The organism is Rhizobium atlanticum, assembly GCF_030182485.1.
Classification (GTDB): domain Bacteria; phylum Pseudomonadota; class Alphaproteobacteria; order Rhizobiales; family Rhizobiaceae; genus Rhizobium.
On sequence record NZ_JAQJCJ010000034.1, the window covers coordinates 1 to 14,744 of the forward strand.

Here is a 14,744-nt window from a genome sequence, read left to right on the forward strand (position 1 = left end):
CTGGTCTGCCGGGGCATGGCATGAGGTCGGGAGGAACGATCGAGCATCGCCTCTCGACCACCGGCCTTGAAACGCTCGACCCAACGGGCGACGATCTTGGCCGCGACGCCATAGGCCTGTGCTGCCTGAGCCTGGGTCAGATGCCCTTCGATAACAGCAAGCGCCATTTGTTCCCGGCGCAACGGCGTCAGTCGGGCATTCTTATGAATGTTCATTCGCGGCGATCCTTCCGACTCGAGGTGTGATAGCTCCAGTCTCCTAAATCCGCTTTGAATGGACAACCTCCCGAAAGCTCACAATTAGAGCCTCGGCCGGGGTCTGGTATCCGAGCGATGAGTGCGGCCGGAAATGGTTGTACAACACGACGACAGAACACCCACGGGACCGAGGTTCGCGAGCTTTTGTATCCGTGGCATCCCTGGTCCGGGCAACCCGTTCACGTGCATGAGGCGGTGTCCAAAGGGAAGCATATTTCCGCTGCAGCCTTTCTGGTTCTTCTTCTGGTCGACTTCTTGAGGTCCCATCGTGGATGTTCGACCGATCAATGAGTGGTTGTTGGCGCAGCCTGGCGGTTCCGCACGTCGATCTCGCAAGCCTGCATTCTTTGGCAAGATTGCTGAAGGACGCTGATGCCTCATCGCAATCTTCGGTAATGGGCGCAGCACTTTGGTCGACTCAGCCTATTCAACGCCATGGTGAGGCAGCTAAATGCTGACTTCCAAGAGAACCTTGAGCCTGCCCATCGATGCAAAATAGCTAATAGCGCGGCAATCAGGATGAGACGCTTGCGACAATCTGGATGAGATTCTTAGGTCGCGGTCGGGATCAAATTATCATGCTGATTGCCGCTGACAAGTTCTTCGTCGTTTTCTGATTGCCGCTCCGCGACAGACAGCGTTGATGTCCTGATTGTCGCAAACGAGGCCGGTCGGCCGCGCTGGCGTTTTTCCTCAAGCGCAGTTCTGCGGCGATAGCTTTCGACGTTCATCTCGAAGATCGTGGCATGGTGCACGAGCCGGTCGACTGCTGCGAGTGTCATGGCAGGGTCGGGAAAGACCCGGTTCCACTCTCCGAACGGCTGGTTGGCGGTGATCAGGATCGACCGGTGCTCGTATCGTGCCGAGATCAGCTCGAATAGCACGCTTGTTTCCGCCTGGTCCTTGGTGACGTAGGCGAGGTCATCGAGGATGAGCAAGTCGTACCTGTTGAGTTTGTCGATGGCAGACTCAAGCTGCAGTTCCCTTCGGGCGACCTGAAGCTTCTGCACAAGATCGGTGGTCCGGGTGAACAGGACCCGCCATCCGTTCTCGATCAGCGCAAGGCCGATGGCAGCAGCAAGATGGCTCTTTCCTCCGCCGGGCGGACCGAACATGAGGATGTTAGCTCCCTTGGCAAGCCAGCTGTCGCCGGCGGTGATTGCCATGACCTGCGCCTTCGAGATCATGGGTACAGCGTCAAAGGCGAAGCTGTCTAAGGTCTTTCCGGGCGGCAGGTGCGCTTCGGCGAGATGCCGTTCAATCCTGCGATTGGCACGCTCTGCCAGCTCGTGCTCGGCAATAGCCGACAGGAAGCGAGCTGCCGGCCATCCTTCCCGGTCCGCCTCTTCGGCAAATCGTGGCCACAGCATTTTGATCGTCGGCAGCCGGAGCTCGTTGAGCATGATGCCGAGGCGTGCTTCATCGATAACGTGGGCGTTCTTCATGCCGCTTCTCCCGTCCCGATCAGGGCCTCATAACCGTTGAGCGATGCGAGTTGCACATGAACGGTCGGCAGCTTGGCTGGATCCGGACCGAAGAGCGCTCGCATGGTAGCCAGATTGGGTAAGTCACCAGCATCGAGTATCCTGGCCAATTCTTCGGCAAGTTCGCGTTCGCAACCACGGTCATGCGCGAGCGCCAGGAGTTCGACGGTGATCTTGCAAGCCTGCTTGTCGGGAAGATGCTCGATGAGGGCTTCGAAGGCCTTGCGATATTCCTGACGCGGGAAGAGCTTGTCGCGATAAACGAGGCCGCGGAGCGCCATCGGCTTTTTGCGCAGGGAATGGATGACGTGGTGGTAGTTGACGACCTGGTCGTGTCGGCCGTCGGGATGGCCGCGTCCTCGGCGCAACGTCATCAGATGCGTACCGCCGACAAAGACATCCAGCCGATCGTCGAACAGGCGAACTCTTAACCTGTGGCCGATCAGGCGGGATGGCACGGTGTAGAAGACCTTGCGCAAGGTGAAGCCGCCCGTCCGGGACACCGTAACGACAATCTCTTCGAAGTCCGTGGTCCGGCGCTCGGGCAGCGCCTGCAGATGGGATCGCTCAGCATCAATGCGCTTGCCATGGGCAGCGTTGCGACGGCTGACGATGTCATCGACAAAGGCGCGGTAAGAACTGAGGTCGTCGAATTCCTTGGCCCCCCGCATCAGCAGGGCGTCATGAACAGAGTTCTTGAGATGGCCATGGGAGCTTTCGATAGAGCCGTTCTCATGCGCGACGCCTTTGTTGTTGCGCGTCGGCGTCATTCGATAATGGGAGCAAAGCTGATCGTATCGGTGGGTGAGATCGACCTTGGCATCGGCGTCGAGGTTGCGGAATGCCGCCGACAGGCTGTCGCTTCGATGATAAAGCGGCGTACCTCCCACGGACCACAGGGCATTTTGAAGCCCTTCAGCCAGCGCGACAAAGCTTTCGCCGCCGAGAATGACATGGGCATGTTCGAAGCCCGACCAGACAAGCCGGAAGTGATAGAACAGGTGATCAAGCGGCTGGCCGGCGATGGTCACACCAAGACCGCTGGCGTCGGTAAAATCCGAAAGGCCCAACCGGCCTGGCTCGTGCGTTTGGCGGAAGATGACCCCCTGCGCTTCGCCATGGACAGCACGCCACGACCGAATGCGTCGTTCAAGCGTGCGGCGGATACCTTCAGAGAGTTCTGGATGTCGGCGCAGCATCTCGTTGTAGACAGCGACGGCACGGATACCGGGTGCGGCCTTCAGGAGCGGGACGACTTCGGTCTCGAATATCAGCTCTAAGGGATCAGGGCGGCGGCGTCCGCGCGGCGCTTTGCTCTGAGAAGGCAGTTGTACCTCCTTGTCGAGGCGGTATGCCGTGGCTCGGCTGATCGACGCTTTTGACGCGGCGACCTCTACGGAATGCGTTTGTCGGTACTTCATGAAGAGTCTCATCTGATGATCGGTTAAATGGCGACCCGGCACAAACTGGTTCTCCAATCCAGAAAACCGCAAATGTACCGGACCGACCGCGATCATGAGACGCCGAAAATCTGCGCCACGCCGGGGTATGACTACGATCGGGCTACGCCCTCACTCCGTCACACCCCGGCGCGAGTCTCATCCTGATTGACGCTGAATCTCATCGAGATCGCCGCTACGCATAAAAGAGCCAGCCTGCCCGTCTAACCAATGCGAGCAGAACTCTCGGGACATTGTCACCCAACTTGTAGAGGGCCATCTTCGGCGTCAAGGCGCAGACCTCAACCGCTTCCGAGCAGAGAACTACGTCGGGTGCTGGACATATTTGTGAAGAACCCAACACGGCACAATACTTTTATCATCACGGAATGGGCGCGGCAGTCGGCCAGCAGCCAGGCGCCTGTAAAATCCAAGTGTCGAGCCGACAGGGCCTTGAAGGCAGGCCTGAAACCAGGATGAGGGAACATATCGCCGGATTGGGCCGAGTTGAAGAACGTTGTGGGCAAGAATCTGTGCCCTCACCTCATCAGTCCAATTCCGCCGCCGCCGCCGACAGGTGATCTTTGAGCTCATTTGGGGATCGTTAGCGTTCAGCTTCGGTAGGCGGACGTGCATTTTTGCGATGGTGGAAGTTGTCGGCAGGTGGGCAACACGTGAAATATGGTTCTTCACTGAAATCGAGGGCATCAGACACGTCCCGCGCTCGCCGCGACAGAGCGTCCGACGAGACCTCGAACCATCTTCCGCGAACACTTCATAGCACTGCCTGCAACGTGCTTCGTGTAGACTGCAATCTTCAGTACATCGTTAAGCGAGGTCGTGTCTGAACAACACCGTAGGCATGCCGGATCCTCCGTATTCGAGATGGAATAGAGCGCCTCAGGAATGGTCCCATTTCATCCCGAGGAGGAGAAGTGAAATTGCCATAGTGGCGTGGCGGCGTTTGTTCGCGAGGCTCATGCTACGTGAGTGTCGAGAAGATTGCGACGGATTTAAGTTTCGATCGCCGTGGTTTACCGGAATGCACCTTCCGCTATTTCGCCGCCGAGACGTTGGTCGAGTTCCTCGTGCTGGCCGTTGCGGCAACTTGGCGATTCACGCCGCCACCGCGCGCCTATCGCTGCGGCAGCACAGCCGGCTTCGACGCATCTTCATTCAGACAAGGCGATGGCAAAAATCATCGTCACGCCCGCGCGCGCTGGCCCTGTCGAGATTGCGGCCTTCCTGATGAAAGGCGACGTCGATCCGCTGGACGCCAAGAAGTGACCTTCGTCTTGTCGACCCCCCCTGCGGGAATAGAGCCAATCAAGCGTGCGGCGCGCCAGTGGGAGGACGGCACTTGGCGCGAGAACGTGCCGTTGCGGCAAGTGGAACATCCGTGTCGATTCTCGCGTCAGCGATTTTGAGCTTGCTCGGGCTTCCGGCGAGATTGAAATTGGGAATTTGAATGCCTTCACTGCAAACACACCGGATCTTCATTTTACGTGGCGCAACTTTCCTCAAACGAACCCGCACCCGTGCGGTATTTGGCCACATCCTCGCCGAGGCCGGAGCCGGAATAACCGGGTCCGAGCTTCACTCTCATCACATCAAGGGTGCCTGCCACGAGCAAACGCCTTATAATTGGCGCGAAGCCAAACCGCGTCGGTGACAGGGCACTCACAGTAATGGGCAGGGTGCGGCTGTGGGCCGGCAATTGCTTATTTTGACGCGTCGCTTTTGTTGGCATGCGCCTGAATTTGCGTGCATCGCTCGATCAGGTGCTCGAACGGCTCGGAATCGCCGAGCAGCAGGCCGTCGTCGACCATGCGCGCGTAATCCTCGCCGAGCGCACGCAGACCTTCTCCGGATGGCGTCAGAACCAGATTGCCGTTGACGGCTGCGGCGTAGTCGATGGGCGAGCGGTCGGCCGCCTTTTCCGCAAAAAACATGGATTTGTGTTTCGCCACGGCATTGGCGAGTTGCCGATCCGCGGATGCTTTGTCGGCGAAACCAGCATCGTCCAGCCGGACGACATCATGCCAGTGGCGGGCAAAACGATCGCCGCGAAGGCGCTCCTGCAGGCAGAAGACATGGATGGCGGTCGCTTTCTCCCACAACGTCCGCTCCGCGTGCATGACGCGGGGACTCGCTTTCGGAAATTCGACACCATCAACCTGGCCCGACGCGTCACAGTCGACGGATACTGGCCGGCTCGCCGGTCGACCGCGCTCCGAATTCGAGCATGACGCTCGGGGCGACATAGCCGGATCCGCTGCTCACCGCTTCATAGTCGAGGTAGAGCGTATCGTCCTCGAGGCGGATTGCCGCCGGAAGAGATTGAACGCGCAACGCGCCATAACCGGCTCCACCGAGCCCGCCACCCAGACCGGAAGCCGCTTTCGCACCTCGCTGGTCCAGTGTTTCTCCTCGCTGCGGGTTTTCGGCAGTGCTTCGTCATTGTCGCCAACCAAGTCCGGCGCCAGGGCGCGGATATCGTAGGTCAGGTCGACATCCTCGGAGAACCTTTTGATGACACCGTAGGCTTTCGAAAGCGAGGTGCCGCCCTTGAAGACGAGATGCTCACCGAGCTTGGACGAAAAGAGCGTCTGCAGCGTCCAGACGACCCAGACATCCTTTTCGAGGAGATGAATGGGCCGTCCGGTGCGGTCGGCCGCCACCGCCAAGGCTTCGCGTCGGTTATCCTTTGACAAGGTCAGAAACAGATCAGCGATGCGCAGCCTTTCCTACGCTTCTTGCAAGCCAGGTCGGAAACTGCGGAGCCGCCGCCACCAGCTCGCCGAACGCGTTTGGCGGCAGCTTTCGCTTGATCCGCGACAGTGCTTCATCGGCCCTTTCCGGCCCAAGCCATGCAAGTGCGCGGACCGCCACGCCAGCAGGTCGATCGGCCAAGGCCAATTGCCAGCGCGGCACGTGCTTGAGCTCGACCGTCTGCTGTCCAAGGGTCATCGTCCGGCTACGGCCGGATGTCAGGTAGACGGAGCGGACCGGGACCTGGGAGGTCAGGCCCAGGGCATTTGCCGCGGCGGCGCCATCGAGACGATGACCTCACCGCGCTGCTGCGCCACCGCCTCTACGGCCTGTTCGACCGTCGGCGGCCGACTGCCAAAGCGACTTTTGACGGGCCGCATATAGATACCACGGCCCGCCCGGACGAGCTCGCCACGCTCGGCCAGGCGCGACAGAGCCTGATCCAGGGCGGCTCGATTTCCGAGATGCAAAAAACTCTTTGCCGAAAGCGCGGTCCTTCCGGCAGTCGTTCAGCATGTCCCATGATTTGCTATGTCAGCTTTTGCATGGCATTTCTCTTGTCAGAATTATATGCAAGTTTCTGACAGTTTGCAATGAGAGGGGAAGACGGCGAGCCCGGACGGTGCTGACCAATTTTTATCGGTCAGTGACCCGCTGTCTCTTCACAATCACGATTCATCTATCAGGCCGTCAAACACTTCCACCATCGCATCGCTGATGGCCTTGCCTAGCGCGGCTGCAGCGTTTGCAAGCGCCTCGTCGTCCATATCGCGAGCGGCCATCGCAAAAGCAGTTCCCTCGGACGTTACGATTTCCCGCGCCCGCTCAATTGCCCAAAGGCCGAAGTCGCTGCGGCTGCTGATTTCCACGGTTTCCATGTTGTCCCCTGATTTGTTCGAGAGGACGGCTTATACCGATTTGCCGGACAATGCAGTCTGAAAACCGAGCCCGAGGACCGACTTTGATCTGTCTCGTGAGCGCATTCCCTACGGTAGCGTGCTCTATTGCGCCGCACCTTGGCGACTGCGGTGTCACCAGCATTTGTACTGCGGTATAATTTGGAAGCGCTATGTGGGGGTCAATGGTTCAATTTTGCCGCTCCGATAGCACCCATTTGTCATATCACTGAAAAACTTCTGACCTAACGAGGCTTTCCGGGCCTCCGTTCAGGGTGCGGCCGTCGATCAGGAGTGACGAAATCATGTTGGAACGTGTTGGCAGCGGATCGAAAGAGGTCGAAACCCTGGTCGTGGACCTCGACCAGAAAGACGTGACTGGCCGTTCTGCATCGACAAAAACCATCGACGCCGGCGAAATACGCAAGATCGCGCCGAGCGGCAACGGGCAGGCACTCGACATCTCCGCTGCGCGGGGCTTCGTCGGGTTTACCCAGAGCAAAAGCGGCGCCACCGCGATCCTGGTCGATGCAAAGGTGAGCACGCCCGAAACCGACCCGGGCAACGATCTCAAGATCGACCTGGACGGTTTGAAAAAGGTTGCCGCTTCCGAATTCGGCAGCACCGTTCCCAACAACATCACCCACCTGTTCAACCCGACCATCCAGGCGATGGCCAAGCAGTTTTACGGGGGAGACAGCCCCGCGGTGCGCGATCAGTTCAAGGCCGACGTCAAGGCGCTTCTCGGTCCGCTGCTCGACAAGGTAGGCGCCGGAGAGGTCAGTCAGGCTGATCTTGGCGGCCTTCTGGAGCGCCTGACCTCGCGTCTGAGCGCTCCCGGCGGCAAGGAAGTCTGGGGTTACCGCCACGCGGTACAGACCGCGCTCGAAGGGCTCGTCATGGGCGCCAGCCTGGTCTCGAAGCTCCCGGCCAATGCCGAGTGGGACAAGAGCGTCTCGCCGCTACCCTCCAGCAATCTCGCCAGCTATTCGTTCAACGACGTCATGGCGGCAATCATGATCGGCGCCGGGCTGGCCGGCAAGGGCATTGCGGCCAACGGCTCAGATCGCGGGCGCTTCTTCGCCGGCAGCGGCGGTGACGCCTGGATCGCCGAGCGTATGTTCGCCACCACGGACAATGGCTGGAGCAAGACCGTCCAAAATCTCGATCTGCCCTATATCGACAGCGACTATCTGACATCGAGCCTCAAGAAGATGGACCTTGTCATGTCGGGCTCGGATGCCATCGAGCCGGTCGTGGAGCGCCCGATCGACGAGAACGACATCCTGGAAAGCAAGGTGCTGCGCGGCTACGCTCCGTCGACCGCCTATGAGCCGACGCTGAAGAAGCTCGACGAACTCAAATACGGCATTCTCGGCGACGCCGTGAAGGACGTGAACCGGAATTTCGTCGCGCCCGACAACATGGACCACCTCGACCAGCTGACGCCGGAACAGAAGGCGACGGTGCTCTACGATCTCATCGAGATCAAACAGCAGTTCAATGGCTATATGAACCAGTATGGCGACAGCGTGCCCGATGGCGAGCGCGTCGGCAAGGACCTCGATGCGCGGATCGAAAAGCTGACGGCCGATCCGGCGACGCAGCAGCATCTCTCGGATATCTTCGCGAGCGGCATGAAGGAATATCTGCAAAGCCCGGAGAATTCCGATCTGCTCACCAACATCGAAGACGCCTATCTGATCGATATCGGCGGCGGCAAGGCGATCGACCGGGCGCTGAGCGCCGGCAAGAGCTTCGAAGATGCCCTGAAGGATTATTATTCCGAACTCAACACGCTCGTCGATCTCCTGCCCCAGGATTATATCGACGCGCATCTCGACGCCGCGAACGTCACCTTCTCGAACATCGTCAAGGAACATTATATCGGCGACGGCCAGGGTGTCGATCTCGAGCCGCTGCTGTCGGGTCCGGATGACACATTTGTGCCCGGCGCAACGAATGACGCCATCAGCCAGTTGGCAAACACCTTCGCCGAGGATTTCATCAGCAAAAACGGCCCGGCAGATGGCGGCGAGACGCTGAAGCAGAACCTGGCGCAGGATATAGCGCGCGACGTCGACGGCGTTCTGCGCATGGTGCGCGGCGGTATGAAGCTCGACGACGCGCTTGCCTCCTTCAAGGATTCGCTCGACCTGCCGCGCCAGACCCGTACACCTGCCGGCATCGATGCCGAAGTGTACAAGGCCGGTCTGATGCACGCCGTGCAGATGCTGACGATGTCGAGCGTGCTGGTGGCGCACGGCCTCGGTGTCGGCGGCAAGTGGACGCCGGCCGATATCGCCGCTGCGGTCGGCTCGGCGACACAGATCGTCGGCATGACGATGGAGGGGCTCGGCAAGAACCTCGACGTTGCCGGCAAACCGTTCAGCGCCTTCGGCAATCAGCCTGGCAGCTGGGGCAAGGGGATCTCGATGAACTTCTCGCCGAAGACGATGGAAGCGGCAGGCAAGATCCTCGGCGCGGCCGGCGGCCTCGCCATGGCCGGCCTCGGCTTCTATTCGGCGTCGCGGTCGATGAAGGCCGGCGACCGCGCCAAGGGCGCGCTCGAAATAATCGGCGGCATTGCCGGTACCGGCAACGCGCTGATCGGTTTCTCCGAGGCGATGCTTTATCTGACCAATGCCATGTCCCGTGCCTTTTCCGGACTCGGAACGGTGGCGCCGGAAGTCGTGACCATCTTCAGCAGCGCCGCCAAAACCGGCCTTGCCGCGGCCGGACTGGTCACCGGCCTCGTTGCCTCGGCCGTCGGGCTGGCGCTTGGTCTGTGGGATATGGCCAATGGCGTGAAGAAGCTCGACAAAATGGAAAAGCAGCTGAACGAGAAGCTTGAACGCTACACCGGCGAGTCCGTGCATCTCGAATTTGGGCCAGACCCGTCATTCATCTGGTAGAGGCAGAGGGGCGGCAACGATGACCGCCACAGCCTGGGAAATACCCTGCGACCCCTCGGTAAAAATGTGATTTTTGATCTCCAGGCGCGAGGCCGCTGCATTTTATGCAACCGCGATGTCCGATCGGGCTTGAATTATCACGCAAAGGTCGATCTTATGCCTAACGTAAGGTAAACGACGTCATCCGCGAAAAGCGGAAAAAGAAAATCAAAGGGAACGCATGTCATCGATCGCACCAGCATCTTCGGATATCGATACGGTTTCATTTCTCCGGCTAAACGCCAATTCCGATCCAAAGTCCGAAAATTCCACGAGCCAGGGCAAAACCACGAGCACCACGGTCAAGAAGGCATCGCCTTTTGCCTCTGACGGGACCACGACGGCAGCCCTGACGATTTTCTCCTCTATATCGGCGCAGACGAGCAGTCCGAAGTTCGTTTCGCTGGCCGCCACGTCGAATGGCACGTCCCGCCCTACCGCGCCGATCCAGCCGGTCATCGATCTCCTGTTCAATTCCGATTTCATGAGCGAGATCAATCAGGGCTTCATGGAAGGGCTGAAGGACAAGGACAAATCCTTCGAGAGCATCGACGTCGTCAAAAACCCTCACAATTACACTGCCGAGCAGAAACTGATCATGTATCTCGATCTGCTTCAGACCAAGGCGACCTTCGGCCAATACAAGGACAGCCTCGGCGACAACCAGCGCGGCATCTACAACGACCAGGAGATCCTGAAGGATCTCGACAAGTCGATCGCCATCCTGGGCTCGGACCCCGACGTCAACTCGCTGATGACGGAGAAGGCGCTGAAGGCCTTCAAGCTGATCTTCTCCGGTTATCGCGTGGCGCCGGCCGATACGAACAAGGACGCTTCCGAGATCATCAACGACACGATAACGCGTGACGAGAAGATGAAGGACCTGCGTACGAAGGTCGAGGATGCCTTTGAGCGCGACATCGTCAATGGCGGCCTGCTGAATGACGGTCTCAAATCCGGCAAGGACGTCACCACCATTCTCAAGGAATATAATGCCGCCCTCGGCTTCTATTCCATGGTGCTTCCCGACGATTTCGTAAAGCAGCGCTCGGCGATTGCCGACAAGACCTATGCCGAATTCTTCGACAAGAACGTGCTGCCGACGATCTCCGATCCGACGACGGCGCTCGATGGCCTGATCCGCATGGGACTGGCCGGCAACAAGACCGAGCGGGAACTGAAGGGGCTCGGCTCCATCCTGCCGGTTGTGGATTTCGACCAGTCGCTCGGGCTCGGCGGGAGCCTGTTCCCCGATCTCAAGATCGACCTCGACGGTTTGAAAAAGGTTGCCGCTTCCGAATTCGGCAGCACCGTTCCCAACAATATCACCCACCTGTTCAACCCGACCATCCAGGCGATGGCCAACCAGTTTTACGGGTCAGACAGCCCCGAGGTGCGCGATCAGTTCAAGGCCGACGTCAAGGCGCTTCTCGGTCCGCTGCTCGACAAGGTAGGCGCCGGAGAAATCGGCATCGGCGATCTCGCCGGCAATCTGGAGCGCCTGACGTCGCGCCTGAGCGCACCCGGCGGCAAGGAGGTCTTGGGCTACCGCCATGCGGTGCAGACCGCGCTGGAAGGGCTCGTCATGGGCGCCAGCCTGGTCTCGAAGTTGCCGGCCAATGCCGAGTGGGACAAGAGCGTCTCGCCGCTGCCCTCCAGCAATCTCGCCAGCTATTCGTTCAACGACGTCATGGCGGCAATCATGATCGGCACCGGGCTGGCCGGCAAGGGCATTGCCGCCAACGGCTCAGACGGCGGGCGCTTCTTCGCCGGCAGCGGGGGCGACGCCTGGATCGCCGAGCGCATGTTCGCCACCAAGGACAATGGCTGGAGCAAGACCATCCAAAGTCTCGATCTGCCCTATATCGACAGCGAATATCTGACATCGAGCCTCAAGGACATGGGACTTTCCATGTCAGGCCTGATGAAGACGCTGATGCCCGGCACGGATGTGATCGATCCAATCATCGTCGACGGCAAGACCGCCGAAGAGGCGATCAAGAGGATCATCGCCCCGAGCCTCGACGCGCTGGCGGAAACCCTGTTCAAGGGCAATGCCGATGCCATGGCGCAATACAAGACCAATTTCACGACGATCTTCACCGCGCTTTGGGCGACGATGCGACCGGGCGGCAGCGTCGAAACGATCAAGGCCGACCTTGCCAAGCTGATCGACAAGACCGCGACGGCGGCGCCGGCAGGGGTCGATCCTGTCAAATACAAGGCGGCGCTCTCTTCCGGCGTGATGTCGGTGCTTACCGCATCCCGCTCCATCTATGCCGGCCTCAACATGACGAGCCCGACCTGGGACAGCATCGGCATCGTGGTTCTGCACGCCCTTGGCGCTCTCGCGCACATGGGCAGTGCGCTCGGCTCGGCGATCAAAGCCTCGAATTTTTCGCTGCTGGATGGGATCAGTTCACTCGTCGGCGTTTCCGACGAGCTGGCGCGGGCGCAGCGCAGCGTGCTCTCCGCCTTTTTCAAGAATACCGGGACGACGGTTGGCGCCGTTGCCGGCGTCGCTTGGCTGCCGGTGGAATATTACCAGTTCCTGCAGGGGCTCACCAGTGGCAAGGGCGATCCGGTCGATCTCATCTTCATGGGTATCGGAACCGCGGCGGACACGGTCGGCGCGATCGAGGGCATCGCAGGCGTTGCCAATATGCTGGTGAATTCCACCTTCCTCGGGCGCACGGGCGCAACGGTAGCGCTCGTCTCCGGCGGCTTCTCGCTCGCCTTCGCGATCGCCGGCGCGGTGTCCTGGGCGGCCTGGGCGGGCTTTGCCATCTACCAGAGCATCAAGCAGGAAAAAGCCTTCCACAAGCAGACCGACATGATGAACGACATGCTTAAGCGCACTGTCAACGACACGGTCGGCATCTACGCCAAAACAGGTCAGCGCGTCGGCGCCAAGGGCGGCGTCGCCCCCGCGCCCCGCGACCCGGAACAGCGCGAGCTGACCCCTGAGAACTGGGACGCGATCATCGCCGATATCGAGAAGCGCCGCGGTACGGCGGTGGGCTGATCCGGGACGCTTTCGCAACACCAAATATCTGGGTACTCACAGGCCCGGTTGGCGTAGAGGCGGTCGGGCCTGTGAATATTTGATAGCAATAAATTTAAGTATGAATTTCATGCGCAATCTGGATATCTGCTGCGCTTTATGGATAAAAACGTTCAATTTTAATATAAAGGTCGAGAAAGTTGTCAAAGCGATTGTAATTTCCGAAAATTAACCATCGGTTAAGTTTAAACAATTGACCGGCCGTTTTTTTATCCATATCAAATCATGCATTCATTTTGATAACTCCTTGATGGAAGTGCTCATATGGCCGTAGATGCAGTGAATTCCGACCTGAACCTGGCGCCTGCAAACCCTGTCTCGGTGGAGCTGACGACTGATAAGACAGATTCCAAGGACACCACCGGCAGCACGACGAAAAAGGTCGATCCGAACAGCGAGAGCGAGATACTCTCCGCTGCCGTGGACGCGTTTCTGCCAGGCATGATTTCCAACACCCTGATGCTGAACAATTCGCTTTTCAATTTCGCCAAGGAGGCGATCGACGAAGGCAGCGACGAGTAGCGTTCCCGTTCATCGTTTGCAGTTGACGTGTACCGAGTTGAGGAATTGCAATGAGCGGAGAAGAACTTACCGGCCGCGCCTTTACGCCGCCCGTTGATGGCGTATCGACAGGCAATGTGCTGAAGACCTCGGAGATCGTGGCGGAGCGGATCGGGCTGCAGCCGGCGGATTTCGCCGGCCTTCGGCCAACCGAACTCACCTCCATTCCCAACATCCAGGGCCGCAAGATCGCGCCTGAGTCCGACGCCGTCCCGCCCTCCTATTCACCGGAAGGCAATACCAGGCCCTCCAGCATTCTCGACCGGCTGTCGGCATTCTTCATGCCGGTGGCCGGGAACGGCCAGCCGGAGACGCCGCTGGTGCGATTTGCCGCGGACAAGGATCACAGCGGCCCGAAGATCGAAGACATCACGACATCGATCGACCGGCTGGAGAAATCACAGCAATTCGCGACCGGCACGACGCTGCTGTCGTCACTCACCCAGTCGGTGATGTCGTCGTCCAAACGGCTGACGCAGGGCCAGTGAATATCATGATCACATCGGCCCTTGCGAGATCACCGATCACTTCGCCCGCGCGCAAAGTCCTTCCGAAGGCCGCCATGCTCGCTTTCTGCCTGTTCCTCGCCGCCTGCAGCCAGGACGTGCTGACGGGACTCGATCAGCGCGATGCGCTGGATGCTCAGGTCCTGCTCGAACGCGCCGGCATCTCCGTCACCATGAGGAGCGAAAAGGGCGGGACCTATGCGATCGCCGCTGAATCAGCCGATCATGCCCGGGCGATCGAGTTGCTGGCGGGCGCCGGTCTGCCGCGTCAGTCGTTCGGAAATGTCGCCGAACTCTTTCCCGGCAACGGCTTCCTTGTGACGCCTTACGAACAAAAAGCCCGGATGAGCTACGCCATCGAGCAGCAGCTTGCCGAAACGCTTTCGGGGCTTGACGGCGTGGCGACGGCGCGCGTCCATGTGGTGCTGCCGGAGGAAAACGGCCGCGGGCTCATCAAGGAAAAGGCGAAGGCGGCGGCCGTGTTGCAATATCGCCCCGGCGCCAATCTCAACGAGATCGACATGAAAAGCCGGTCCGTTCTGGTCAACAGCATCCGTGATCTCTCTTACGAAGATGTCTCGGTGGTGGTCAGCCCCTGGTCGGAGGTCGGCGCGCCGGCGGCCCCGCCGGCAACGGCAGCATCGGCCCCGGCGGCAACCGTGACGCCGGCACCCGCCGCAGCGCCATTCTCGATGGTGCAAAGCGCTCTCTCGGCTTTCAAGGCCCCCAATCTGGCCGTGATCGGCGCAATTATCCTCGCCATCGGGGCATGCCTGCTGCTGCTGTTGCCGCAGCGGAAGGAGCGCTGAGC

Annotated in this window: 11 protein-coding genes and 2 pseudogenes; 5 read left to right on the forward strand and 8 right to left on the reverse strand. The window is 59.7% G+C overall.

Annotation, left to right across the window (positions count from 1 at the left end):
* From PH551_RS30295 to PH551_RS30325, 7 genes and pseudogenes are all read right to left on the reverse strand, one after another.
* Positions 1-215 (reverse strand): leucine zipper domain-containing protein (locus tag PH551_RS30295; protein WP_285196147.1); only part of this gene is annotated, 215 nt, incomplete at its 3' end.
* Positions 216-808: 593 nt separating this feature from the next.
* Positions 809-1,702 (reverse strand): IS21-like element ISRel5 family helper ATPase IstB, encoded by an 894-nt coding sequence (gene istB, locus PH551_RS30300; protein ID WP_004672573.1) that lies wholly within the window; start codon positions 1,700-1,702, stop codon positions 809-811.
* Positions 1,699-3,204, reverse strand: a complete 1,506-nt coding sequence (gene istA / locus PH551_RS30305) for an IS21-like element ISRel5 family transposase (protein ID WP_026188833.1) — start codon at positions 3,202-3,204, stop codon at positions 1,699-1,701. Before istA ends, istB begins: the two co-directional genes overlap by 4 nt.
* A gap of 1,477 nt (positions 3,205-4,681) precedes the next feature.
* Positions 4,682-4,807, reverse strand: coding sequence for a hypothetical protein (locus PH551_RS30310; protein ID WP_257784634.1), 126 nt, complete (start codon positions 4,805-4,807; stop codon positions 4,682-4,684).
* A gap of 94 nt (positions 4,808-4,901) precedes the next feature.
* Positions 4,902-5,915 (reverse strand): annotated as a pseudogene (locus PH551_RS30315) (nucleotidyl transferase AbiEii/AbiGii toxin family protein).
* Positions 5,908-6,475: pseudogene (locus PH551_RS30320) on the reverse strand (DUF6088 family protein). The pseudogenes PH551_RS30315 and PH551_RS30320 overlap by 8 nt, the downstream one beginning before the upstream one ends.
* Positions 6,476-6,620: 145 nt before the next feature.
* Positions 6,621-6,830 carry a hypothetical protein gene (locus PH551_RS30325; RefSeq protein ID WP_004672578.1) on the reverse strand — a complete coding sequence of 70 codons (210 nt, stop codon included), beginning with the start codon at positions 6,828-6,830 and terminating at the stop codon, positions 6,621-6,623.
* A 323-nt stretch (positions 6,831-7,153) separates the two neighbouring features.
* Between PH551_RS30325 and PH551_RS30330 the strand changes: the two genes are divergently transcribed.
* Positions 7,154-9,763, forward strand: coding sequence for a hypothetical protein (locus PH551_RS30330; RefSeq protein ID WP_004672579.1), 2,610 nt, complete (start codon positions 7,154-7,156; stop codon positions 9,761-9,763).
* A 207-nt stretch (positions 9,764-9,970) separates the two neighbouring features.
* Here PH551_RS30330 and PH551_RS30335 read toward each other — a convergent pair whose 3' ends face one another.
* Positions 9,971-10,261 (reverse strand): hypothetical protein, encoded by a 291-nt coding sequence (locus PH551_RS30335; protein WP_004672580.1) that lies wholly within the window; start codon positions 10,259-10,261, stop codon positions 9,971-9,973.
* Positions 10,262-10,286: 25 nt separating this feature from the next.
* Between PH551_RS30335 and PH551_RS30340 the strand changes: the two genes are divergently transcribed.
* From PH551_RS30340 to sctJ, 4 genes are all read left to right on the forward strand, one after another.
* Positions 10,287-12,827: a hypothetical protein gene (locus PH551_RS30340; protein WP_004672581.1), complete on the forward strand. Its 2,541-nt coding sequence runs from the start codon at positions 10,287-10,289 to the stop codon at positions 12,825-12,827.
* A 303-nt stretch (positions 12,828-13,130) separates the two neighbouring features.
* Positions 13,131-13,388 carry a hypothetical protein gene (locus PH551_RS30345; RefSeq protein WP_004672582.1) on the forward strand — a complete coding sequence of 86 codons (258 nt, stop codon included), beginning with the start codon at positions 13,131-13,133 and terminating at the stop codon, positions 13,386-13,388.
* Between the two features lie 50 nt (positions 13,389-13,438).
* Positions 13,439-13,915 (forward strand): hypothetical protein, encoded by a 477-nt coding sequence (locus PH551_RS30350; protein WP_004672583.1) that lies wholly within the window; start codon positions 13,439-13,441, stop codon positions 13,913-13,915.
* On the forward strand, positions 13,912-14,742 hold the full coding sequence (gene sctJ, locus PH551_RS30355; RefSeq protein ID WP_018247139.1) for a type III secretion system inner membrane ring lipoprotein SctJ: 831 nt from the start codon (positions 13,912-13,914) through the stop codon (positions 14,740-14,742). The genes PH551_RS30350 and sctJ overlap by 4 nt, the downstream gene beginning before the upstream one ends.
* Positions 14,743-14,744 lie beyond the last annotated feature (2 nt).